This is a genomic window from Gordonia sp. UCD-TK1, assembly GCF_001691435.1.
Lineage (GTDB): Bacteria > Actinomycetota > Actinomycetes > Mycobacteriales > Mycobacteriaceae > Gordonia > Gordonia hongkongensis.
Genome location: NZ_LZMP01000035.1, coordinates 200,023 through 223,485 on the forward strand (window position 1 = coordinate 200,023; position 23,463 = coordinate 223,485).

Genomic DNA, 23,463 nt, shown 5'->3' on the forward strand with positions numbered 1-23,463 from the left:
GGGCACGGCCGACGAGGCCGTCGGTGGGCCGTGATTCGATGGGTGCATGAGTCGGAAACCGGGTGCCCAGACCCCGCGGAGCGCGCTGCGTGCGCGACTCGTCGCGGCCCCCGACCCGACGGACCGGACCCGGTACTGGCCACCGTCGGTGGCGCAGGTGATCGACCCGCCCACGAGTCGGCCGGCGGACGAGGAGCAGGCGTGGCGCCCGGTGCGGGTGCACGGCGGCCCCGGGAGCGGAAAGACCGCGCTGATCGTCGACGCCGCGGTCGCCCGCCTGCTCGACCCCGCCACCGATCCGGAGTCGGTCCTCGTCCTGGCGTCGAGCCGACGCGCCGCCGTCGCGCTCCGGGAGGAGATCACCCGGCGCGTCCTGTCCGCGGGCTCGAGCGGTCGCCGGGTGCTCGGCGGTGCGCTGCGCGAGCCACTGGTGCGGACCGTGCACTCCTACGCCTTCGCGATCCTCCGCTTACAGGCGCAGGCCCACAACAATCCGCCGCCGCGCCTCATCACGGGGTCCGAACAGGATGTCGTCCTGCGTGAACTGCTCGCCGGTGACATCGAGGACGGCGCCGGGTACTGGCCTGCCCACCTACGGCCCGCGCTGGGCACCGACGGGTTCGCCCAGGCGTTGCGCGACCTGATGATGCGCGCCGCCGAACGCGGGGTGGGTCCGGAAGAGCTTGCCGCGCTGGGGCGTACGCACAAACGACCGGAGTGGGCCGCGGCCGCCCGGGCCTACGCGCAGTACGAGCAGAACATGCTGCTGCGCGGGGCGGTCGGGCTCGAGACCCCGGGGGCCTCGGCGCCCGCGGTCGACGCGGCCGAGTTGATCGGGTCGGCCCTGTCGGCCTTCGCCACCGATCCCGACCTGCTGAGCGGCGAGCGCCGTCGTATCCGACATCTGCTGGTCGATGACGCGCAGCATCTCGACCCGCAGGCGGCGCAGCTCATCACGCTGGTCGGCACCGGAACCCTCTCGACGATCATCGCCGCCGACACCGACCAGTCCGTGTTCGGATTCCGGGGTGCGAGTCCGCGATTCGCGGACGGGCTGGCCGAACCGGGCAGCCCGTTCGACATCCTGCTGGAACACGATCACCGCGCCCGGCCCGAGCTGTCCCGCCTCGGGCGCGCGATCGCCGCCCGGCTGCCCGGCGCTCGCCCGCACCCGTATCCCGACCCGGTGACGGATTCGGCCGACGCCGACCCGGGCGCTGCCGATGGGGGAGGCGCGGCCGCGGTGCGCGTGTACGGGTCTGCCGCGAAAGAGGCCACCGCCATCGCCGACCTCCTGCGGCGTGCGCATCTGTTCGACGGGGTCCCGTGGTCGCAGATGGCGGTCGTCGTCCGGTCGGTGTCCCTGGCCCTGCCGCCGCTCCGACGCGCCTTCCGGTCCGCGGGCGTACCCCTGACGACGCCCGCGAGCGACCTGCCCCTGCATCGGCAACGAGCCGTCATCGGACTGATGCTGGTGCTGCGCGCCGTCGCCGCGCGGGCGGCCGCGGAAACAGGTACCGACCTGTCCGACCCCGACCCCACCGACTCTGCCACCACCGACCTTTTCACCACCGAGGACACGCTCACGTTGCTGTCCGGTCCGATCGGGGCCGCCGACCCGGGCTCGATGCGCCGTCTCCGACGCGGTGTGCGGCGTCTCGACGATGCCGACGAACCAGCGGGACAACCGGATTCGCTCACGTCGCTGACCCGCGCCATCCTCGACCCCGAGGTCGGCGCGCGCTATCGCCGACGGCTCACCGAGACCGAGGCGGCGCCGCTGGCCCGCGTGCTGGACGTCGTCGGTGCGGCCCAGCGGGTCCATGACGCGCGCCGCGGGATCGAGGAGACCCTGTGGGCGGCGTGGCAGGCCACGGGACTCGAGCGGCGGTGGGCGGCATCGGCGGTCCGCGGCGGCCCGGCCGGTGAGCAGGCCGACCGCGACCTCGACGCGGTCATGGCGATGTTCGAATCCGCCGCGGATTTCACCGACACGCTGCCCGCGGCCGGGCCCGCCGGATTCGTGCACTACCTGTCCCAGTTGCAGATCCCGCGCGACAGCCGAACAGCCACCGCCGCAACCGAGTCGGTGACCGTGCTGTCCGCGCACGCCGCGGTGGGGCGGGAATGGGAGGTCGTCGCCGTCGCCGGGGTCCAGGACGGACTGTGGCCGTCGCTGCGCAGCCGGGGTGGCGTTCTCGCCACCGGGCAACTCGTCGACCTCCTCGACGGCATGGCCGCCGACGCCGTGGACACCGTCGCCCGTGGGGCGACGGCACTCGCCGACGAGCGTCGGCTCTTCCTCGTCGCCTGCACCAGGGCCCGCAACCGGCTGCTCGTGACCGCGGTCGAGGACGGCAGCGGGGACGCCTCGCCGTCGCGGTTCATCACCGAGCTCGCAGATCTGGTGGGGGACACCGACGATCCGGCCGAGTCGGCCCGCGCCGAGGTACGGCTCGATCCAGGCGTCGACCGGGTGCTCTCGTTGCCGTCCCTCGTCGCGACACTGCGGTCGGCGGTGATCGCCGGCGTCGATGAACCCGATGCACCCCGGACGAAGGCCGCGGCGCGTCTGCTGGCCGAGCTCGCCGACTCCGACATCCCGGGTGCCCACCCGCGCGACTGGTTCGGGCTCGCCGCACCCAGCACCGACGATCCGCTGTGGACGCCGGAGTCGGGGGCGCTGACGCTCTCACCGTCGAATGTCGATGCACTGACCCGCTGTTCGCTGCGGTGGGTGCTCGAACGCAACGGCGGCCGCGACGGCGACGGCACCCCCGCGCTGACCGGCAGTCTCGTGCACACGCTCGTCCAGGCGGTGGCAGGCCAGCTCGACCCGGCCGAGGTGACGGCGGCGCTGCGCGGCATCTGGGAACGGGTCGACACCGGGGCGGGCTGGTACTCGGCTCGCGAACTCGAACGGGCCGAGGGCATGCTGGGGCACTTCCGGGAGTGGCTGCGCATCTCGCGTGCCGATCTCGAGGAGGTGGGCGTCGAATTGCCGATCGACGCAACCATTCCCGCGGCTTCGGGGCCGGATTCCGATGAGCCCGCGGTCCGTCTGCGCGGGCGTGTCGACCGCCTCGAGACCGATGGCGCCGGCCGGCCGGTCGTCGTCGACGTGAAGACCTCGAAGAACCCCATCACCAAGGCCGACGCCGACGAGCACGCGCAGATGGCGGCCTATCAGGTGGCGCTGGCGCACGGCGGCGTGCCCCAGTTCGGCGACGCCGCGCCGGGCGGCGCCCGACTGGTCTACGTGTCGACCGCGAACCGTAATTCCGGTGCGGCCGAGCGTGTTCAGTCGCCGCTCACGCCGGAGCTGCTCGACGAGTGGATCGGGGTGGTGCGTCGCGCGGCCCGCGCGAGTATCGGTCCGACGTACAGCGCGACGCCCAACCCGGGCTGTGTGCACTGCAACCTCACCACCAGCTGTCCGGCCCAGATCCCGGGGAAGGCGGTGACCGATGACTGACCTGCAGGATCGGACCGAACGGCCGATGGTCGGGGCGAAGTCACTGGCCGCGGCGCTGGGTCTGCCCGACCCCACGCCCGAGCAGGTGGCGGTGATCGAGGCGCCCATGGAGCCGATGCTCGTCGTCGCCGGGGCCGGAGCCGGCAAGACCGAGACGATGGCCTCGCGCGTGGTGTGGCTGGTGGCCAACCAGCTCGTGGCCCCCGACGAGATCCTCGGGCTCACGTTCACGCGCAAGGCCGCGAGCGAACTCGGCGCCCGCATCCGGCGTCGGCTCTCGATGCTTGCCGGGTCGCCGGCGCTGCGGAACTGGGATCCCGACGGCGCGTTGGCCGCCCGCCTGCGCGGCGCCGACCCCGAGGTGAGCACCTATCACGCCTACGCCGGCCGGTTGATCGCCGACTACGGGCTGCTGCTGCCGGTGGAACCGTCGTCGACGCTGCTCACCGAGACCGAGCTCTGGCAGCTCGCGTTCTCCCTCGTCTCCGCGTGGCCGGGCGAACTGAACACCAAGAAGGTGCCGGCGAGTGTCACCGAGGCGGTGCTCAAGCTGTACGGCGAGATGTCCGAGCACCTCGTCGACATCGCCGACCTCGCGCAGGCGGGTTCGACGCTGTACGAACTCGTCGACACCCTCCCGAAGGGCCCCAAGCAGCGTGACAAACCGACCCAGGCGCTGCTGAAGGTCCAGGAGGTCATCGACGAACGTCGCGAGCTGATCCCGATGGTCATCGCGCTGGGCGAGACGATGCGCGCCCAGTCCGCGCTCGACTTCGGCAGCCAGATGTCGCTGGCGGCACGGCTGGTGGTGTCCAATCCCGAGGTCGTGACCGCCGAGCGCACCGCCTTCCGCGCGGTTCTCCTCGACGAGTACCAGGACACCGGCCACTCGCAACGGGTGTTGCTGTCGACCCTGTTCGGCGGGCACGGCCGTGCGCCGGTCGCGGTCACCTCGGTCGGCGACCCCATCCAGTCCATCTACGGGTGGCGTGGCGCCTCGGCGGCCAACCTGCCGCGGTTCGCGCGCGACTTCCCACGACCCGACGGGACCCCGGCCCGGCGCCTCGAACTGCTCACCAGCTGGCGCAACTCGGCCCAGGGGTTGCGGCTGGCGAATCAGATCTCCGCGGAGCTCCGACGCCGCGGTATCCCGGTCAGTGTGCTCCGGCCGCGTCCCGATGCCCCGCACGGAACGGCGTCGATCGCTCTGACCGAAACGGTTCTGGACGAACGGAACTGGATCGCCGACGCCATCGAGGAACGATACCGGGCAGCCGAGGCCGCGGACGTCGCGCCGCCGACGACTGCGATCCTGGTGCGCCGCAACGAGGATTCGGCTCCGCTGGCCGCCGAGCTCGAGAGTCGGGGCATCCCCACCGAGGTGGTCGGCATCGGCGGGCTGCTGCACGTCCCGGAGATCGAGGACATCGTCGCGACCCTGCGCGTGATGGCCGACCCGATGGCCGGGACCGCGGTCATGCGTCTGCTCACCGGGGCCCGCTGGCGGCTCGGCGCCAAGGACCTCGCCGCGCTCTGGCGTCGGGCCACCAACCTGGCGGCGGAGAGTTTCGCCGAGGCGGGCGGGGTGGTCACCAGCAGGGAAGCGCTCGACGCCGCACTCGACGCGGTGCTGCCCACCGAGATCGTCGACCGGGCGGGCATCGCCGACGCCGTCGTCGACCCGGGCGAACCCACCGACTACAGCCCCGAGGGTTACGCCCGCATCCGGGCGTTCGGTGCGCAGTTGGAGTCACTGCGCCGTCGCATCGGACAACCGCTGCCCGAACTCGTCGCCGACGTGGAGAACACGATCGGGGTCGGCGTCGAGGCGCAGATCCGGGCGCGCCGCATGCGGGGTGCGATCACCGGACGCGAACACCTCGACGCCTTCGCCGACTACGTCAGTCATTACGCCGATCGTCCGGGAGCGAATCTGCCTGGACTGCTCGCTTTCCTGGACGCTGCCGAGACCATCGAGAAGGGTCTCGAACCGGGCCGCATCGAGGTGGCCGAACAGCGGGTGCAGATCCTCACCGTGCATGCGGCCAAGGGCCTGGAATGGGATGTCGTCGCGATCCCGCACCTGGCGAAGGGGATCTTCCCCAGCGCCAAGGCCGACACCACATGGTTGGGCAGTGCGCGCGAACTCCCGGCGGACCTGCGCGGCGATCTGGCGATCCCGGCCGAGGCGGCCGACGGTGCGCCGGAGGGGTTCCCGATCCTGAAGATCGACACCGTGGCCGACCGCAAGCAGCTCGAGGACGCCCTGACCGACCACAAGGCCGCGATCGGCGAACGGCGACTCGAGGAGGATCGCCGGTTGCTCTATGTGGCGCTCACCCGCGCCCGGCACGACCTGCTGATCTCGGCGCACCACTGGTCGGAGACCGGCGACAAGCCGCGCGGCGGTTCGGATTTCTTCGACGAGTTGATGACCGGCATCGATGAGGCGATCGCCGACCCGAGCGTCGACTCGACCGGTCTGTCGATCGCGGTGCGTACGCCACCGCCCGAGCCGGACAGCCCGAATCCGTTGGCCGAACGCGCGATCGCGGCGCCGTGGCCGCGCGATCCGCTCGCCGGCCGCCGCGACTCGGTACAGCGGGCGGCCGATCTGGTCGCCGACGCCATCGCCGGCCGCGCGGCACCCGCGCTGTTCGACACACCTGCTGCCCAGTCCGGCCCCGCCGACGCCGAGACCCCCGCAACGCCACCGGCCGACCCCGCAGACGAGATCGGGGCGTGGGAGGCCGAGGTGTCGGCCCTGCTCGCCGAGCACCATCAGGCCAACCAGGCGCTCGTCGAGGTGTCGTTGCCGACCCATCTGTCCGTCAGCCAGCTGGTCGAACTCGACGCCGACGAGGCCGAGTTCGCTCGCCGGCTCCGCCGGCCCACCCCGTTCCGGCCCAACCCGATGGCCCGGCGCGGCACCGCGTTCCACGCCTGGGTGGAACGCTGGTTCGGGGCGACACGGCTCCTCGACATCGACGAACTGCCCGGCGCCGCCGACGCGACCGCGAGCCCGGACGCCGATCTCGAGGAACTGCGGGCCGCGTTCCTCTCCTCGCCGTGGGCGAATCGCAGCCCGACCGAGGTGGAGGTGCCCTTCGAGACCGTCATCGGCGGGATCGTCGTGCGCGGACGGATCGACGCGGTGTTCGCCGAGAAGGACGGTTCGTGGACGGTCGTGGACTGGAAGACCGGTGTCATCCCCGAACCCGCCCGCCGGGAATCACTCTTCATCCAGCTGGCCGCGTACCGCCTGGCGTGGGCGCAGCTGGCCGGGGTGGAGCCGACCAAGGTCCGCGCCGCGTTCCACTATGTGCGCGACGGGCACACCCTGGAGGCCGACGACCTGCCCGACGAGGCGACCCTCGCCGCGAAGCTGGCCCGCTGAGCGCGCCGGTGCCCCGGGACAGCTCCCGCCACATGCCTTGTGATGCCCCGAGGTGGGCTACATTGCAGCGTGTGAGCGAACTCGACGTGCGCGTGCGTGCCGGTGGCTAACCGTCTGCGCCGACGCTTCGGCGGTACCGAGCTGGCCAACCGGCCCGACCACGCACTGGTCGGCGTCGTCCGCATCCCCGAACTCCAGCAGAGCCCGAGCCGGGCGATCGGTCGGCGCGTCTTCTGGGCGACCCTGGCCCTGTTGTTCACCTCGGTCGTGGTCTGGCTGGATCGCGCCGGCTATCGCGATGCCCAGGACAACGAGTTGTCGTACCTGGACGCGCTCTACTACTCCGCGGTGACCCTTTCCACGACCGGCTACGGCGACATCACACCGATCACCCCGTTCGCCCGTTTCATCAACCTCGTCATCATCACGCCGTTGCGCGTGCTGTTCCTGATCGTGCTGATCGGTACCACCCTCGAGGTGCTCACCGAACGGTCGCGCCAGGCGCTCAAGATCCAGCGTTGGAGGAATACCGTGCGCAATCACACCGTGGTCATCGGCTACGGCACCAAGGGCCGCACCGCGGTGGACGCCATGCGGGGCGACGGCATCAAGCCCTCCGAGATCGTCGTCGTCGACGCGGACGCCACCGTGCTCGAGGCAGCCGCCTCCGACGGGCTGGTCACCGTGCGCGGCGACGCCACCAAGTCGGATGTGCTCCGCCTCGCCGGTGTCGCGCACGCCGCCAGCATCGTCGTCGCCACCAGCCGCGACGACACGGCAGTCCTCGCCACGCTCACCGCCCGCGAACTCAATCCACGGGCGAAGATCGTCGCGTCGATCCGGGAGTCGGAGAACACCCACCTGATGCGCCAGTCCGGCGCCAACTCGGTGGTGGTGTCGTCGGAGACCGCCGGCCGCCTCCTCGGGATCGCGACGATGACCCCGTCGGTGGTCGAGGTGATCGAGGACCTCCTGACCCCGGATGCCGGCTACGCCATCGCCGAGCGCGAGGTCGACCCGACCGAGACCGGCGGATCGCCCGCCCACACCCGCGACATCGTCCTGGGTGTTGTGCGGAACGGTGTGCTGCACCGCGTCGACGACAGCGAGGTCGAACAGATCGAAGTCGGTGACCGGCTGCTGTACGTCCGCACCAACCCCAACGACGACTGATCGTTCCGTCATCGAGAAAGGCCGTGTCACCGTGCATTTCGACATGCCCCAGCCGCCGCTGCTGTCGCGGGCGGTGTTCGACCGGGCGGACGCGATCCGCGACGACGTCGAGCGGATGGCCGCCGGCTGGCCGACGGCCAAGGTGCTGTTGATCGACGCGGCCGGCCGCTACCCGGTCACCGATTCCGGTGCGCTGCACTGGGTTGCGGCTCCGACCGTGGCCGAGGCGCCGCCGGGGGATGCGGTGATCCTCGGCTTCGACGGGTCGGGCGGCGCCGGTGGAGCCGACCTGTGGACGCGCCGGGTGGACCACATCGACGGACCGACCGATGACGCCCGACGCGGTGCGACGCGACTGTCCGCCGACGAGGCGGGGCTCCTCGCGACCGCCCTGGGAATCCTGAACTGGCATGCGACCGCGAGTCATTCACCGGTCGACGGTTCCGTCACCCGGCCGGCCCGCGGTGGTTGGGTCCGGCGCAGTGTGGATTCCGGCCGCGACGAGTTCCCGCGGACCGACCCGGCGATCATCACCGTCGTCCACGACGGCGCCGATCGCATCCTGCTCGGCCGCCAGTCGGTGTGGCCGCAGGGTTGGTATTCGACGCTGGCCGGCTTCGTCGAGCCGGGGGAGTCGCTCGAACAGTGCGTCCTGCGCGAGGTGTACGAAGAGGTCGGGATCGTGGTGCGGGAACCGCGCTACCTCGGCAGTCAGCCGTGGCCGTTCCCGCGGTCGCTGATGCTGGGATTCGCCGCACTCGGCGACCCGGCCGACGAGTTGGCGTTCCTCGACGGCGAGATCGGCGATGCGCAGTGGTTCCATCGCGACGAGGTCCGGGCGGCGCTGGCCCGGGGCGACGGCTGGTCCCGCGCCGAGGCGCCGGGTTCCGACGACGCCGACCGTCTGCGCCTCCCCGGATCGATCTCCATCGCTCGTTCGATGATCGAGGCCTGGGCGGCCGGATAGACCGGCCGCCGTCGCGCTGGACTCATCGCCGGCCGACCGGACTCAGACGCCCAGCTTCGCCTTCACGTCGGCGATCGACGGGTTGGTGGCGGTGGTGCCGTCGGCGTAGAGGACGGTCGGGACGACATGGTTGCCGCCGTTCACGCTGCCCACGAACTCGGCGGCGTCCGGGTTCAGCTCGATGTCGATCTCCTGCCAGCTGATACCGCTGCTCTTGAGGCCGCGCTTGAGGCGCGCGCAGAAGCCGCACCACGACGTGGTGTACATGGTCAGCTCACCGGAGTCGGAGGTGCGGGCGCCGGCCTCGTCGTCGATCACGTTGCTCATGGGTCCCATAACACCATGTCCGGGCCTGCTGTTCCCGTCCGCGTTGTTCGCCTGCCGGCGGCGTCGGTGGTTGGTGACATAGTGGACGCCGTGCCTCATCCGACTTCTGCCGCGAAACCCGAGTCCCCGCGTCGTGCTGCGGTGTCGGCGAGTGGCGGCGCGGTCGAGGGACTCGATCCCGAGCAGAGCGCCGCAGTCCTGGCGCCGCGCGGACCGGTGTGTGTGCTGGCCGGGGCGGGCACGGGCAAGACCCGGACCATCACCAGGCGCATCGCCCACCTCGTCGACACCGGCCAGGTCAATCCCGGCCAGGTCCTGGCGGTCACCTTCACCGCCCGCGCCGCCGGCGAGATGCGCACCCGCCTGCGCAGTCTCGGTGTCGGCGGTTCGGGGGGCAGCGTCGCGGCCCAGACCTTCCACGCGGCCGCCATGCGTCAGCTGCGGTACTTCTGGCCGCGTGCCTTCGGTGACGCCCGGTGGGAGCTCCTGGACAACAAGTTCCCGCTCATCTCGCGGGCGGCTCGCCGCTCGGGCCTCGACACCTCGACCGACACATTGCGAGACCTGTCGTCGGAGATCGAGTGGGCCAAGGCCTCGCTGATCTCACCGGAAAACTACGTCGAGGCGGTCGGCCGACTCGGCCGCGAGTCTCCGGCACCGCCGCCGAAGGTCGCGGCCGTGTACGGGCACTACGAGGACGCCAAGGTCTCGCCCGACGGGGACCGGTTGCTCGATTTCGACGACATGCTCATCTACATGACCCAGATCCTCACCGTCGAACCGGGCGCCGCGGACGAATTCCGTTCGCGGTACCGGTGTTTCGTCGTCGACGAGTATCAGGACGTGACGCCGGTGCAGCAGGGTCTGCTGGACGCCTGGCTCGGGGAACGCGACGACCTGACGGTCGTCGGTGACGCCAACCAGACGATCTACACGTTCACCGGTGCCTCGCCGAACCATCTCTTGGATTTCAGTCGCCGGTTCCCGGAGGCCACGGTCGTCCGTCTCGAGCGCGACTATCGGTCCACCCCGCAGGTCGTCGATCTGGCGAACCGCGTCATCGGTGCGGCCCGGGGGCGCATCGCGGGAACCCGCCTGCAGCTCATCGGACAGCGCCCGCCCGGGCCGGCGCCGCAGTTCGCCGAGTACGACGACGAGCCCGCCGCCKCGACGGCGATCGCCATCGAGATCAAACACCTCATCAGATCGGGGGTCGCGCCCGCCGAGATCGCGATCCTGTACCGCGTCAACGCACAGTCCGAGAACTACGAGCAGGCCCTGACCGAGGTGGGCATCCCGTACCAGGTGCGCGGCGGCGAGGCGTTCTTCGCGCGCACCGAGGTCCGGCAGGCCATGCGGCAGCTCGCGACGGTCGCTGGCCGCGAGGTCAGACCCGACGTGGAGATCCTCGACGTCGTGCGCGCGGTGCTGGGCGAGCTGGGTCTCAGCGAGGAGCAGCCGTCCGGTGCGCAGGCGCGCAGCCGGTGGGAATCACTGAAAGCGCTGGTCCAGTTGACCGAGGACATGGTCGCCGAGAACCCGGAACTGACGCTGCCGCAACTGTCGGCCGAACTCGCCGCCCGCGCCGAGGCGCGCCATCCCCCGACGGTGCAGGGCGTGACGCTGTCGTCGCTGCACGCGGCCAAGGGACTCGAGTGGGATGCGGTGTTCCTCGTCGGACTCACCGACGGGTCGCTGCCCATCAGCCAGGCGATCAAGGGCTCCTGGGAAGAGGTCGAGGAAGAGCGGCGACTGTTCTATGTCGGAGTCACGCGTGCCCGCGAGCACCTGCACCTGTCGTGGGCCCTGGCCCGCAACGAGGGCGGCCGTGCCCGGCGTCGCTCGCGGTTCCTCGCCGACCTCGTGCCCGACGACTCGCCCGCGTCGCCGATCGCGAAGGAGCGCGCGCCCCGCCGCGGACCGACCTGCCGGGTATGCGGTTCCCGGTTGATGGATTCGACCGCGACGCTGCTCGGTCGCTGCGCCGGGTGCCCGTCGGATCTGGACGAAGGACTGTTGGTCTCGCTCAAGGAGTGGCGTCGCGAGCGGGCCCAGGAGAAAAAGGTGCCGGCCTTCGTCGTCTTCTCCGACAAGACGCTCACCGCGATCGCCGAGCAACGACCGACCGATACCGCTGCGCTGGTGGCGATCTCGGGAATCGGGGCGAAGAAGGTCGACGAGTACGGCGCCGACATCATCGAACTCGTCAAAACCGCAGGTCAAAAATAGGTTGTGCGGGTTTCGGCCCAGCGTCTACTCTGAGTCCCGTCAGTACGGGGATGGGTTGTGTGCGTCCGTCACACCAGCCCGCCACAGTCACCGACGACCGACACGAACGCGGAAAGCCACGAGACCAGAAGGGAGTGGATCAGTGAACGGAATCACCGTGAGCCAGGCCGGCATCTGCCAGTCTGCGGCGAACCTGAGAGCAGCCGACACGCATGCGCCGAAATTGCATGCGCTGAAGCCGAATCAGCCCGCCATCGCGCGTACCGGTCGCACCCGCTCCTGGATGCCGGTCGCCCGAGCGTGCACGAGCTTTGCACGCCCGGTCGCCGTTCCGCCGGCGGTTCTGCACCTGGCAGCCGAAGCGCGCGTCGCGCGAATCGCACCGCCCGCAGCAGCAGTAGCACCCGCGCCGCGTCGGTTCCCCGTTCTGTTCCGAAGTTCCCGGAGTTAGATCTCCGAGACATTCCGGGCCACGGGCGAATCGCAGAGGCGACACCCGTGGCCCTCTTTTTCTGTCACCGAATCTCCACCCCGATCCAGGGGTCTCGGACACAGAGCCACATCGAGGACTCGGGTTCAACACCCCAAACGAGCAGATGTGGAGAAACCAATGACTGTCGAATGCGTCCTCGAGTCCTGTATGTCGGCGGACCGCGCAGCGACCGCCCGGCTCGACCTGCCCTGCCAGGTCGCCGACGCAGATCTGTGGTTCGCCGAAGACCCCCGTGACCTCGAGCGTGCCAAGGCCATGTGCGCCGAATGCCCGTTGCGGGCCCAGTGCCTGCAGGCCGCACTCGATCGATCCGAGCCCTGGGGGGTCTGGGGAGGCGAGATCTTCGAGCGCGGAGCCGTCATCGCACGCAAGCGTCCCCGCGGTCGCCCGCGTAAGAACGTTGCCTGACAACAAAACCGACGCCGCGAGCAGAAATGCTCGCGGCGTCGGTGTCGTGTCTGCGGGGTGGGGTCAGTCGCCCAGGCCGGGGACCCACTCCTCCATGATGGCCCGGTACGGGGCATGCGCCTCGAGCTGCGAGGCGATGCCGACGCAGCCCCCGAGCACGCGGAAGACCATCACGAAACGCTTGGGCACGTTCAGGTTTCGTGACGTCTTGTACACCTCGCCGCGAACATCGGTGGCCTTGCCCGCGGCCCGCTGCATCCACTTCCGGGTGAAGTGGAACGACTCGCTGTAGAGCGGATCGACGTAGGGACGCAGGTAGGCCTCGAGGTCGGCACTCGTCACCTTGCTCGCGTGGGACGGGCGGATGAACTCGGCGGAGATCATGAGTTCTTTGAGTTCGTCGTACTTCTTGTCCCGCGCCAGACGGAGAATCGGTCCGGTCTCGGGCGGGAGGCCTTCCGGATAGTGGCCGACCGCACCGAAGTCGAGTACGCCGAACCGCCCGTCGGTGGCCCGGAAGAAATTGCCCGGATGCGGATCGCCGTGGAGGAGTCCGACCCGGTACGGCGAGCTGACCTCGAATTCGGCCATCTTCGCGGCGGCGTCGTCGCGGGTCTGCTGGACCCCGGTCGTGATGATCTTCGACAGCGGGACGCCGTCGACCCACTCCGAGACGACGACCTTGGGTGCACTCGCGACGACCTTGGGGATGAGGAAGTCGGGATGGCCGTCGTAGGCCTTGGCGAAGGCGCGCTGATTGTCGGCCTCGCCGAGATAATCGAGTTCGGCCTCGGTCCGGTCGATGAGTTCGTCCATCATCGCCTTGACGTCGGTGCCGGGGGACAGGCGCTGCAGGAGTCCGGACATGCGGGACAGGGTCTTCAGATCGGCCTTCAATGCGTGGTCGGCCCCGGGGTACTGGACCTTGACCGCGACCTCACGGCCGTCCGACCAGATTCCCTTGTGTACCTGTCCGATCGACGCCGATGCCGCGGGCTCGTCGGAGAATTCCCGGAAACGCTCGCGCCACCGGGTGCCGAGCTGCTGGTCGAGCACCTTGTGGACCTTCGCGGCCGGCATGGGCGGGGCGTCGGCCTGCAACTTGGTGAGCGCTTCGCGGAACGGCTCGCCGAACTCGTCGGGGATCGCGGCTTCCATGATCGAGAGCGCCTGCCCGACCTTCATGGCGCCGCCCTTGAGTTCGCCGAGAACGGCGAACAGTTGTTCGGCGGACTTCTCCAGGAGCTCCTGGTTGACCTCGTCCTTGTCCCTGCCGACCATGCGCTTGCCGAAACCGGCCGCAGCCCGCCCGGCCATACCGATCGGAAGAGAGGCCAGTTTCGCGTTGCGGCGACCCTGTCCTTTGGTGATGTCGGTCATAGCATCCTTTCCGCGTCACACAATAGACGACCTGGCTTGCTGATCCGGTGCCGGACGACAATCGCAGGCCGGGTGCGGCGACCATTGTCTGATGTCCAGCCGCGTCGGGTCATCTCGGAACTCCAACACATGGTCGAGCAGCTGCGGATCGGGTCGCGGCTCCACATGCGGCCGGTCGCGTACGGCCTCCACCAATTGCTCGATCTGCGAGTGGGCCATCGCGGCGGTCATCGCCACCACCGCCGGGCTCGCCTGACCCGACGTCCGGATCAGCTGGACGGCCAGGGCCGGCCAGTCCGGGTCCGCGTCGGACCGGTGACGGTCCGCGCACATGAGGCAACTCGACAGTCCGGGGAGCACCAGCGGGCCGACGATGCCTACCCCGTCGCGGACCCGGACCAGCAGATGGGGGATCCGGGCCCGGGTCAGTGCGAACACCACCCGCGGATCGTGGACGACGAAGTCGGTCAGGATCACCAGGTCGGTGTCGACGGCATCGAGCGTCCCGTCGGGTAGCCGCCGCATCGTCCGTCGAGCTGACAAACCCATGCTGCGCAACGAGGTCGACAGCTGTTCGCTGATCGGCCCCTGGCCATGGATCAGGATGTGGAACTCCGCGGCCGTGGGCGGGCGGTCGACAACCGCTCGGCCGGCCGACACCAGACTGCTCAGGACCAGATCGAGGTCGTCGTCGTGAAGGCCGGCCCGTCGGGCGCGGCGAGAGAAGGTGTCCGCCGTGCACGGATCCTCCAACGATCGAAGCAGCCCGGCGACGGAATACGCCGACACCGAGGCGTCGAAGTCGAGGAGCAGGCTGTCGGCCGGATCGATGCCCACGCGGACCGAGTTGCCCGGCTGGACGATGACGGGCGTCCCCGGGAGCAGCCGCGGGACCGCGGGCGGAACAGCGCAGGGGGACACCGAGATGGCGCTGGAACTCGTCCGGGCTGGCGACATGCGGCAACTCTGCCAGCCGAACGCCGTCGCGGGCGCTCGGCGAGCAGGTTATCCACAGCATGGCGTGTTCCACCGGTGGTGTGGATTCCTACGATCCGCCTCGTGCCGAGTCGCCGCCGTCGTCGTTACGGGACTCGTCGGTGGCGTCGCGCGCCTTCTCCTCGGCGATCGTCTTCTCGAGCTGTGCGATCGGGTCGTCGAGGTCGTCGCCGCCCAGGAGCCGGTCGATGAAACCCGCAGGGTTGTCGAGGTCATCGGCATCCGGCAGCAGATCCGGGTGTGCCCACACGCTGTCCCTGGTCGCGACGTCGGTGGCCTCCAGCGCGCGGCGCCACAGCTCCGACGCCTCGCGGACCTTGCGGGGCCGAAGCTCGAGACCGACGAGGGTTGCGAATGTCTGCTCGGCCGGCCCGCCCGACGCGCGCCGGCGGCGCATGGTCTCGGTGAGTGCCACGGTACTCGGGATCCGGTCGCCGAGCGCTCGGGTCACGACCTGCTCCACCCAGCCCTCGATCAGGGCGAGGAGGGTCTCGAGACGGCCGAGGGCCGCTTTCTGCTCAGGTGTCGTGGTCGGCTCGAACGACGTCGACGAACTGATGATCTCCTCGAGTTTCGAAGGGTCGGAGAGCAATTGGGTCGGGTCGATCCCGGCGGTGGCGTCGGTGATACCGCTGAAATCGATACTGATGCCGCGGGCGTATTCCTCGACGGTGGTCAGCAACCGCTGACGCAGCCAGCCGACGTGAGTGAACAGGCGCACATGGGCGGCCTCGCGCGCGGCGAGGAAGACGATGATCTCCTGCGCCGGTTGTTCCAGACCCTCGGCGAACTTGGCGATCGCCTCGGGGAGCAGGACGGCGATCCCCTCGGGCGCCAGCGGCAGCCCGACGTCGGTCGACGTCAGCACCTCCTTCGCGAGCTGACCGAGCCCCTGGCCGAGCTGGGTGCCGAACGCCATGCCGCTCATCTGGGTCAGCATCCCGATCATCGGGCCGGCGAACTGGGCCGCCTCGGCGGGGAGGTTGTCCTGCCAAGTTCGGGCCAGCTGCTCTGCGACCGGGTCGCACAGACCCTTCCACGTGTCCATCGACTCCTCGAGCCATTGGACCGGTGTCCACGCCACCGTCTGGGTGACGCCGCTGGGAAAATTCGTCGCGTCGTCGAGCCAGACGTCGGCGAGCCGGACCGCGTCGGCCGAGGCCGAGATCTCCTTCTCGAGGATCGGGGTGAACGAACCGATCTGCTGGCGGGCGAGATTGGTCGCGACCGAGTAGTTCACCGGACCGTTTCCGCCGCCCGCCATGCCCGCGCCCATACCGCTGAACATGTTGCCCAGTTGCGAGAACATCTGGCCGATCATGTTGGGATCGAACTTCGAGGGGTCGAAGTCGCCGCCGGGACCGCCTCCCAACCCCTGCCCGCCCCCGAATCCGAACGGGTTGGCCCCGCCGAACGGGTTGCCACCGGGATTGTCGCCCGGCTTGTTCTTGTCACCGCTGTTCTTGTCGCGGTCGTCATCGCCGTCACCGGACGACGAGAAGCCGAAGGGCAGATCACTCATGGGTTCCACCGTACCGCCCGGTGAGGCCCGCAAACGGCGACGACTGTTCGCCCTGCGCGTAGTCGGCTCATGGTCGCCGGCGCATCCGACTCGTGGTCGCTGCGGGGCACTATCGTGTGCGGAATGAGTTCGAGCCCCCGATTCCGGAGAATCGCCGCGGCCGCGGTCTCCACCGTGGTTCTGCTGGCGTTGCTGGTGCTCGGCACGCAGGTGCAGGTGCCCTACGCCGCGCTCGGGCCCGGACCCACGCTCAACACCCTCGGCACGACGAAGGTGGAGGACGACGGGGCGGTGGTGGAGCGAAAGGTCGTGCAGATCGACGGTGCGCCGACCGATCCGACGACCGGCCACCTCAACCTCACCACCGTCTCGGTGCGGGACGGGATCTCGCTGTTCGACGCCCTGGGCATGTGGGTGTCGGGCACCTACTCGCTCACGCCGCGCGACCAGGTCTATCCGCCCGACCGCACCACCGAGCAGGTTCAGCAGGAGAACGCGCAGCAGATGACGGGGTCCGAGGAGAACGCGACGGTCGCCGCGCTCCGTTACCTCGATCGTCCCACCGCGTTGCGCATCGCGAGCGTCGCACCCGACGGGCCCGCGGTCGACGTGCTGCGCGCCGGCGACGAGGTCGTGGCGGCCGGCGGCGTGCCGGTGGAAACGGGTGAACAGCTGCGGAAGGTCGTCGGCGACAATCCGCCGGGGACCGTCCTGCCCATCGAGATCGTCCGCGCCGGTGCCCGGCAGACCGTGTCGGTGACCCTCGGCACACATCCGGCCGACTCCGAGGCCGGGTACCTGGGCGTCGTTCCGGAGGTGGTCGATGCCGATCCGCGCCTCGAGGTCACCTACAACGTGGGGGACATCGGGGGACCGTCGGCGGGGATGATGCTGGCACTCGCGGTCATCGACCAGCTGAGTCCCGGCGAGCTGACCTCCGGCAAGTTCATCGCGGGCACCGGCACGATCACCGATGAGGGGGTTGTCGGTCCCATCGGCGGGATCACGCACAAGACCCGGGCCGCCCGCGACGCCGGCGCGACGGTCTTCCTGGTCCCGGCCCGCAACTGTGCCGAGGCGGTCTCGGAGCGACCGGACGGATTGGAGCTGGTGAAGGTCGACACCCTCGAGGGCGCTGTCGACGCGCTGAACGCGGTCGGCGCGGGCCGTCCGGCGCCGAGCTGCTGAGGCTTGCCAGGACTGCCGCGTCAGCCCCGGTCGGACGACTCCGGTAGATCGGGAGCGAAGGTGTCGCGCAGCGCGGCCCGCAGTTCGAGTGCCAGTTGCGGGTGGGTCAGCAGTTCGGGTTCCCCGTCGGGTTCGGGTCGAAGACGCATCAGCGCGAGATCGGCGCCGGTGCGCAGCACCCCGACCACCAGCCGCGCAACCTCCTCGCCCGGATGGTGATCGCCGGTGTCGGTGACCTCGAAGCGGGGCGTCCGGTCGTCGTCGTCTTCGGGATCGGCGATGACGATCTCCATACTCACCGCCGCCCCGGCGACCTCCTCTGGCCAGACCGCCGAGGCGAGGAACTCGTCGAGGTCGTCGACGTCTTCCTCCACCGGGGTGAACACCGAACCGTCGTCGGCGATCACCTCGGGAAGCTGTGCGTGGAGGAGGGCGGTCGGCGCCAGCGCGAACACGGACGGTGACTGACCCCAGCCACGGGAGTCGAGGTGTTCCATGATCTCGTTCAACGCGCTGCCGAGATCGTCGGTGGAGAAGGCGCGTGGGGTCGTCGGGAGGTCGGGCACGTGCTCATCCTGCCCCGGATCGCGGTGCGACCGCGAGTCTGCGACGCCGCCAGGGAACCGCTGAGGTGTGGCGATCGTTGAGCGGGCGCCCCGAGTGAGTTGGTCACCCGGGTGGTGCCAGTACAGTGGGCACCACGCCCAGCAGGCACGTGTGCGCGGGTGGTGTCCGGATTGAGAGCTTTGGAGAGTGGGTCTGGTGGGCGTCCGAGGGCCGGCGGGAATGCCGACACTGTCACGCAGGAGCAAGATCATCATCGGGCTCGGCGTGGCCGTCCTGGTGCTGTTGCTCGTCGGGCCACGCCTGATCGGTCTCGCGACCGACTGGCTCTGGTTCTCCGACGTCGGGTATTCGAGCGTCTTCACCAAGGTGATCTGGACGCGCGTGATCCTCTTCCTGATCACGACGATCGTCGTCGGACTCATCATCTTCGGGGCGGTCTCCCTGGCGTACCGCAGTCGCCCGGTGTTCGTACCGACCGCGGGCCCGAACGATCCGCTCGCCCGGTACCGCACGGCCATCATGGGCAAGGTCCGCTGGTTCGCCATCGTTCCGGCGGTGATCATCGGCGCCCTGGCCGGTCTGGTCGCGCAGGGGTCCTGGGCGACCGTCCAGATGTTCCTGCACGGCCAGTCGTTCGGTCGGACAGACCCGCAGTTCAACCTCGACATCGGGTTCTACGCCTTCGACCTGCCGTTCTTCCGCTTCGTGCTCAACCTGCTGTTCGTCGTGGTCGTGGTGGCGTTCCTGGCGAACCTGGTCACGCACTACCTGTTCGGCGGTATCCGTCTGGGGCAAGGCGGTGGTTCGGTCACGACCGCGGCACGCATTCAGCTCGCGGTGCTGGCGGGCACCTTCCTACTGCTGAAAGCGGCCGCCTACTGGCTCGACCGGTACACTCTGCTGTCCAGTCAGCGGAAGGCCGAGATCTTCCCGGGGGCGAGTTACACCGACATCAACGCGGTGCTGCCGTCGAAGCTCATCCTGATGGCGATCGCGATCATCTGTGCGGTGGCGTTCTTCGCCGGGATCGTGCTCCGCGACCTGCGGGTGCCGGCACTGGCCACCGTCTTGATGTTGTTCTCCGCGTTGCTCATCGGGGTCGGCTGGCCGCTGACGATGGAGCAGTTCTCGGTCAAGCCGAATGCCGCGCAGAAGGAAGCCGAGTACATAGAACGCGCGATCACCTCGACCCGCGAGGCGTACGGCATCGGGCCGGACAAAGTCATCACCCAGCCGGGCTGGACCGCCGGGCCGGCAAACCCGGCGCTGGTGAACAGCGATGAACCGACGCTGTCGAACGTCCGGATCCTGGACCCGAATGTGGTGTCCCCGACGTTCATCCAGCAGCAGCAGCGCCAGAACTTCTACGGATTCCCGACGCAGCTGGCGGTCGACCGCTATCGCATCGACGGCGAGCTACGCGACTTCGTGGTGTCGGTGCGCGAGCTCGATCCGAGTCGCTACCTCGAAAACCAGCAGAACTGGCTGAACAAGCACCTCGTGTACACCCACGGCGACGGGTTCGTCGCCGCCCCGGCCAACCGGGTGAAGGAGTCGACGGACGTCAACAACGTCGACGGTGGCGGCGATCCGTTCTACTACGTCAGCGACACCTCGAACTACCAGACCGAGGAGTACAAGCGGGACGCCCCGATCAAGGTGTCACAGCCGCGGATCTACTTCGGCGAGCTGCTCGCGAAGATCGACCCGGATTACGCGATCGTCGGTTCCGACGACGGGCAGGCTCGGGAACACGACATCGGGGACGACAAGTACACCTACCAGGGGCCGGCGGGAGTCTCGCTCGGCAACTGGTTCTCCCGAGCCCTCTATGCCGGCAAATACGCCGAGCGGAACTTCCTGCTGTCGGGCGAGATCAACTCGGCATCGAAGATCATCTACAACCGCGATCCCCGGGACCGCGTCGAACAGGTCGCACCGTGGCTGACGGTCGATTCGAAGACGTACCCCGCGGTGATGGAGGACGGCTCGATCAAGTGGATCGTCGACGGTTACACCACCCTCGACGACTACCCGTACTCGCAGCCCACGTCGTTGCAGAGCGCGACCGCCGACGCCCAGGACCTCAACCCGGGGCAGACCGGTCGGACGCAGATCAACAAGACCGTGTCCTACGTGCGCAACTCGGTGAAGGCGACCGTCGATGCCTACACCGGCGAGGTCGAGCTGTATCAGTTCGACACCGATGACCCGGTGCTGAAGACGTGGATGGAGGTCTTCCCCGACACGGTCAAGTCCCGCGCAGACTTCGACGCGCAGACCTCCCTGCGGGATCACGTCCGCTACCCCGAGGACATCTTCAAGATCCAGCGGTCGCTGCTGACCCGCTACCACGTCGATTCGCCCCAGACGTTCTTCCAGGCGAGCGACTTCTGGTCGGTGCCCTCCGATCCGACGGACCCGGACGCCGAGCAGCGCGGACTGGACCAGCCCCCGTACTACTTCGTGGCCTCGGATCCGGAGAGCGGTGAGCCGACGTTCCAGCTGACCTCGGTGCTGACGCGACTCAACCGACCGATCCTGGGCGCCTATGTGACCGTGTCGTCGAATCCCGAGAACTACGGTCAGATGACGGTCAAGCAGTTGCCCAGCAACTCCCAACGGTCCGGTCCGCAGCAGGCGTTCAACCCGATGCGCACCGACCGAACGGTGGCGGAATCACTGAAGTCGCTCGAGAACACGGCGACGGTGACCTTCGGTAATCTCCTCACGCTTCCGGTGGGCGACAACGGCATCCTGTACGTCGTCCCGTTGTACGCACAGGCCCAGGGCGAAGAGGCCTTCCCCCGTCTGTTCCGTGTGATCACGAGGTTCGAATCGGCAGACCGGGTATCCGGGATCGGTTATGCACCCACGACCCGCGAGGCTCTGCGGCAGGTCGGCATCACGCCCGCTGCCGGAGTGGTCCCCGGCGATCAGCAGGCACCGCCCGCGCCGGACCAGGCCGGAACGCCCGCACCGGCCACGCCGGCACCGAATCAACCTCCGCAGCAGGGTGATTCGCCCGAGCGGGACGACGCGGCAAACGCCATCAGTGACGCGATCACGGCGCTACGCCAGGCTCAGCAGAGTGGCGACTTCGCAGCGTACGGCGAGGCGCTCGACCAGCTGAGTCAGGCGGTTGCCCGCTACGAGTCGCTGGCGGCTCCCAACTAGTCGAACGACGACCCAGGCCGGGCGCTATCTGCGAGTCATACCGCTATCCGCGGTATTTCCGCAGGTAGCGCTCGGTTTCGTTGGGGGTGTTGTCGGGGAGCACCGGGCTGTGGTGGTGCCGGTGGCCCAGCGAGAAAAAGATCGACACCGCCGTCGTGAAAGCCGCGACCATCAGCAGGCCGCAGATGATCGCGGGGCCGACATTCCCGACCGCCATGTGGACCAGCCAGAGCGCGGCCATGGCGAATCCGGTCAGTGCCAAGACGAACCCGACGAAACTCATCGGATGGTTCCCGTGGCTCTCGTGGTGGAAGCGGTGGGTGTTCATGGTTCCTCCTCGGCGGGGCGTCTCGTGAGCCGAGTGTACGCCTGATGTGACTGGCATCACATTGCACCGCGGCGACGGGCGGGCGATTCGAGTCGTCACGTCACCTGGGGTTATAGAGGTGCGAGTGACTGCCGTCACTGACGTTTTCCCAGGTCGGATGGGGTTGGAGTACCGATTTGCATCGCTGACAAACCGGTGTGTAACGTTGTGTTCACCAACGCGGGGTGGAGCAGCTCGGTAGCTCGCTGGGCTCATAACCCAGAGGTCGCAGGTTCAAATCCTGTCCCCGCTACCAACACCAAGAACCCCCGCCCGGGACGCCCGGGCGGGGGTTCTTGCTATGTGCGGTCCTGTCGTAGGCGGGACAAGCCCGACGATTCGGGAACCCAACCGGGCAGGCCCGGATGCGGCCGCATCGGCGGGCGGATCATCCGCTCTGGTCGGTCCCCGTGGCACCGTCGCGGCCGGCTTGCCGACCGAACAGTCTGCGAAATCTGCACTCCCAGGTCGTCGCATCGAGCGTTGTACCCACTCTGACCAGGCGATTTGACGACGGGTACGGCGGTGCGTAACTTATGTCGAGTCAGCGAGCCACGGCGCCGCCCCGGAAGACCTGGAAGGGTCTGAGGTGGGGAGTGGAGACCGGGTTTCTTGGCTGGCCGCCCCTGAGTGTTTTGGCTTGAGTCGTTGTGGCTTGGGTAGAGTGTTTGGGGTTGCTGGGCCTCTCAGTGGTTCGGAATTCTTCGGGGTTGCGGGCTGCGGGTGGGGTCTGGTAGGCTGGAAGAGTTGCCCCGGAGACGGGGTGGCTGGCAAGGTTGAATACGAAGTCTGCTGGTGAGAGCCCTGATATGGGGTGGGTAGCTGGTGGGTGTGTGTTCTTTGAGAACTCGATAGTGTGATGATGAATTGTCTGATGCCAATTTTTGGCATCGTGCATCTTTGTGGATGTAGATGTTTGTTTTTGTGTGACGTCCGGGCCCCGTCCTGGGTGTCACATTTTGCTAGGTTTATTTTGGTCAGGTTGTGCTTTCCTGATTGTGTTGAAACGCCGGCCTTTTGTGGGGTTGGTTTTGTTTCACGGTTTTTTCATGGAGAGTTTGATCCTGGCTCAGGACGAACGCTGGCGGCGTGCTTAACACATGCAAGTCGAACGGAAAGGCCCAGCTTGCTGGGTACTCGAGTGGCGAACGGGTGAGTAACACGTGGGTGATCTGCCCTGCACTCTGGGATAAGCCTGGGAAACTGGGTCTAATACCGGATATGACCAATTGTCGCATGGTGGTTGGTGGAAAGCTTTTGCGGTGTGGGATGGGCCCGCGGCCTATCAGCTTGTTGGTGGGGTAATGGCCTACCAAGGCGACGACGGGTAGCCGACCTGAGAGGGTGATCGGCCACACTGGGACTGAGACACGGCCCAGACTCCTACGGGAGGCAGCAGTGGGGAATATTGCACAATGGGCGCAAGCCTGATGCAGCGACGCCGCGTGAGGGATGACGGCCTTCGGGTTGTAAACCTCTTTCACCAGGGACGAAGCGAAAGTGACGGTACCTGGAGAAGAAGCACCGGCCAACTACGTGCCRGCAGCCGCGGTAATACGTAGGGTGCGAGCGTTGTCCGGAATTACTGGGCGTAAAGAGCTCGTAGGCGGTTTGTCGCGTCGTCTGTGAAATTCTGCAACTCAATTGCAGGCGTGCAGGCGATACGGGCAGACTTGAGTACTACAGGGGAGACTGGAATTCCTGGTGTAGCGGTGAAATGCGCAGATATCAGGAGGAACACCGGTGGCGAAGGCGGGTCTCTGGGTAGTAACTGACGCTGAGGAGCGAAAGCGTGGG

At 68.5% G+C, this 23,463-nt stretch carries 14 protein-coding genes, 1 tRNA gene and 1 rRNA gene; 10 read left to right on the forward strand and 6 right to left on the reverse strand.

The window, feature by feature from the left end; all coding sequences use genetic code 11:
* Positions 1-46 precede the first annotated feature (46 nt).
* The 4 genes from A9310_RS18670 to nudC all read left to right on the forward strand — a co-directional run bounded on the left by A9310_RS18670 (position 47) and on the right by nudC (position 9,012).
* Positions 47-3,475, forward strand: coding sequence for an ATP-dependent DNA helicase (locus A9310_RS18670; RefSeq protein ID WP_065631878.1), 3,429 nt, complete (start codon positions 47-49; stop codon positions 3,473-3,475).
* Positions 3,468-6,872 carry an ATP-dependent helicase gene (locus tag A9310_RS18675; protein WP_065631879.1) on the forward strand — a complete coding sequence of 1,135 codons (3,405 nt, stop codon included), beginning with the start codon at positions 3,468-3,470 and terminating at the stop codon, positions 6,870-6,872. The genes A9310_RS18670 and A9310_RS18675 overlap by 8 nt, the downstream gene beginning before the upstream one ends.
* A 102-nt stretch (positions 6,873-6,974) precedes the next feature.
* The gene (locus tag A9310_RS18680) at positions 6,975-8,045 is read left to right on the forward strand and encodes a TrkA family potassium uptake protein (RefSeq protein WP_058252009.1); all 1,071 of its coding nucleotides are present in this window, start codon (positions 6,975-6,977) and stop codon (positions 8,043-8,045) included.
* 31 nt (positions 8,046-8,076) lie between these two features.
* Positions 8,077-9,012, forward strand: a complete 936-nt coding sequence (nudC, locus tag A9310_RS18685; protein WP_065631880.1) for an NAD(+) diphosphatase — start codon at positions 8,077-8,079, stop codon at positions 9,010-9,012.
* A 42-nt stretch (positions 9,013-9,054) separates the two neighbouring features.
* Here nudC and A9310_RS18690 read toward each other — a convergent pair whose 3' ends face one another.
* Positions 9,055-9,339: a mycoredoxin gene (locus tag A9310_RS18690; protein WP_058251890.1), complete on the reverse strand. Its 285-nt coding sequence runs from the start codon at positions 9,337-9,339 to the stop codon at positions 9,055-9,057.
* 81 nt (positions 9,340-9,420) lie between these two features.
* Between A9310_RS18690 and A9310_RS18695 the strand changes: the two genes are divergently transcribed.
* Positions 9,421-11,568: an ATP-dependent helicase gene (locus A9310_RS18695; protein ID WP_065631881.1), complete on the forward strand. Its 2,148-nt coding sequence runs from the start codon at positions 9,421-9,423 to the stop codon at positions 11,566-11,568.
* A 610-nt stretch (positions 11,569-12,178) separates the two neighbouring features.
* Positions 12,179-12,469: a WhiB family transcriptional regulator gene (locus A9310_RS18700; protein WP_058251888.1), complete on the forward strand. Its 291-nt coding sequence runs from the start codon at positions 12,179-12,181 to the stop codon at positions 12,467-12,469.
* Between the two features lie 63 nt (positions 12,470-12,532).
* Here the strand turns inward: A9310_RS18700 and A9310_RS18705 are convergent, their stop codons facing one another.
* The 3 genes from A9310_RS18705 to A9310_RS18715 form a co-directional block, all read right to left on the reverse strand.
* A complete protein-coding gene (locus tag A9310_RS18705; RefSeq protein WP_065631882.1) occupies positions 12,533-13,849 on the reverse strand; it encodes an AarF/ABC1/UbiB kinase family protein in 1,317 nt (438 codons plus the stop codon).
* A gap of 15 nt (positions 13,850-13,864) precedes the next feature.
* The gene (locus tag A9310_RS18710; RefSeq protein WP_139104682.1) at positions 13,865-14,806 is read right to left on the reverse strand and encodes a hypothetical protein; all 942 of its coding nucleotides are present in this window, start codon (positions 14,804-14,806) and stop codon (positions 13,865-13,867) included.
* 88 nt (positions 14,807-14,894) lie between these two features.
* The gene (locus A9310_RS18715; protein ID WP_065631906.1) at positions 14,895-16,367 is read right to left on the reverse strand and encodes a zinc-dependent metalloprotease; all 1,473 of its coding nucleotides are present in this window, start codon (positions 16,365-16,367) and stop codon (positions 14,895-14,897) included.
* Between the two features lie 123 nt (positions 16,368-16,490).
* Here A9310_RS18715 and A9310_RS18720 point away from each other — a divergent pair, with 123 nt between their 5' ends.
* The gene (locus A9310_RS18720; RefSeq protein WP_065631907.1) at positions 16,491-17,555 is read left to right on the forward strand and encodes a PDZ domain-containing protein; all 1,065 of its coding nucleotides are present in this window, start codon (positions 16,491-16,493) and stop codon (positions 17,553-17,555) included.
* A gap of 20 nt (positions 17,556-17,575) precedes the next feature.
* Here A9310_RS18720 and A9310_RS18725 read toward each other — a convergent pair whose 3' ends face one another.
* Positions 17,576-18,121 (reverse strand): PPA1309 family protein, encoded by a 546-nt coding sequence (locus A9310_RS18725; protein WP_065631883.1) that lies wholly within the window; start codon positions 18,119-18,121, stop codon positions 17,576-17,578.
* Between the two features lie 187 nt (positions 18,122-18,308).
* Here A9310_RS18725 and A9310_RS18730 point away from each other — a divergent pair, with 187 nt between their 5' ends.
* Positions 18,309-21,299, forward strand: a complete 2,991-nt coding sequence (locus A9310_RS18730; protein WP_065631884.1) for a UPF0182 family protein — start codon at positions 18,309-18,311, stop codon at positions 21,297-21,299.
* 43 nt (positions 21,300-21,342) lie between these two features.
* Here A9310_RS18730 and A9310_RS18735 read toward each other — a convergent pair whose 3' ends face one another.
* Complete coding sequence (locus tag A9310_RS18735; protein WP_058251883.1) at positions 21,343-21,627, reverse strand: hypothetical protein; 285 nt, start codon at positions 21,625-21,627, stop codon at positions 21,343-21,345.
* Positions 21,628-21,845: 218 nt separating this feature from the next.
* Between A9310_RS18735 and A9310_RS18740 the strand changes: the two genes are divergently transcribed.
* Both A9310_RS18740 and A9310_RS18745 read left to right on the forward strand, forming a co-directional pair.
* A tRNA-Met gene (locus tag A9310_RS18740) sits at positions 21,846-21,922 on the forward strand.
* Positions 21,923-22,712: 790 nt separating this feature from the next.
* Positions 22,713-23,463 (forward strand): 16S ribosomal RNA (locus A9310_RS18745); the annotation flags it as partial.

Coding starts and splice junctions, on each gene's coding strand:
- A9310_RS18670 (WP_065631878.1), top strand. CDS start 47: ATGAGTCGGAAACCGGGTGCCCAGACCCCGCGGAGCGCGCTGCGTGCG.
- A9310_RS18675 (WP_065631879.1), top strand. CDS start 3,468: ATGACTGACCTGCAGGATCGGACCGAACGGCCGATGGTCGGGGCGAAG.
- A9310_RS18690 (WP_058251890.1), bottom strand. CDS start 9,339: ATGAGCAACGTGATCGACGACGAGGCCGGCGCCCGCACCTCCGACTCC.
- A9310_RS18700 (WP_058251888.1), top strand. CDS start 12,179: ATGACTGTCGAATGCGTCCTCGAGTCCTGTATGTCGGCGGACCGCGCA.
- A9310_RS18705 (WP_065631882.1), bottom strand. CDS start 13,849: ATGACCGACATCACCAAAGGACAGGGTCGCCGCAACGCGAAACTGGCC.
- A9310_RS18710 (WP_139104682.1), bottom strand. CDS start 14,806: ATGTCGCCAGCCCGGACGAGTTCCAGCGCCATCTCGGTGTCCCCCTGC.
- A9310_RS18715 (WP_065631906.1), bottom strand. CDS start 16,367: ATGAGTGATCTGCCCTTCGGCTTCTCGTCGTCCGGTGACGGCGATGAC.
- A9310_RS18720 (WP_065631907.1), top strand. CDS start 16,491: ATGAGTTCGAGCCCCCGATTCCGGAGAATCGCCGCGGCCGCGGTCTCC.
- A9310_RS18735 (WP_058251883.1), bottom strand. CDS start 21,627: ATGAACACCCACCGCTTCCACCACGAGAGCCACGGGAACCATCCGATG.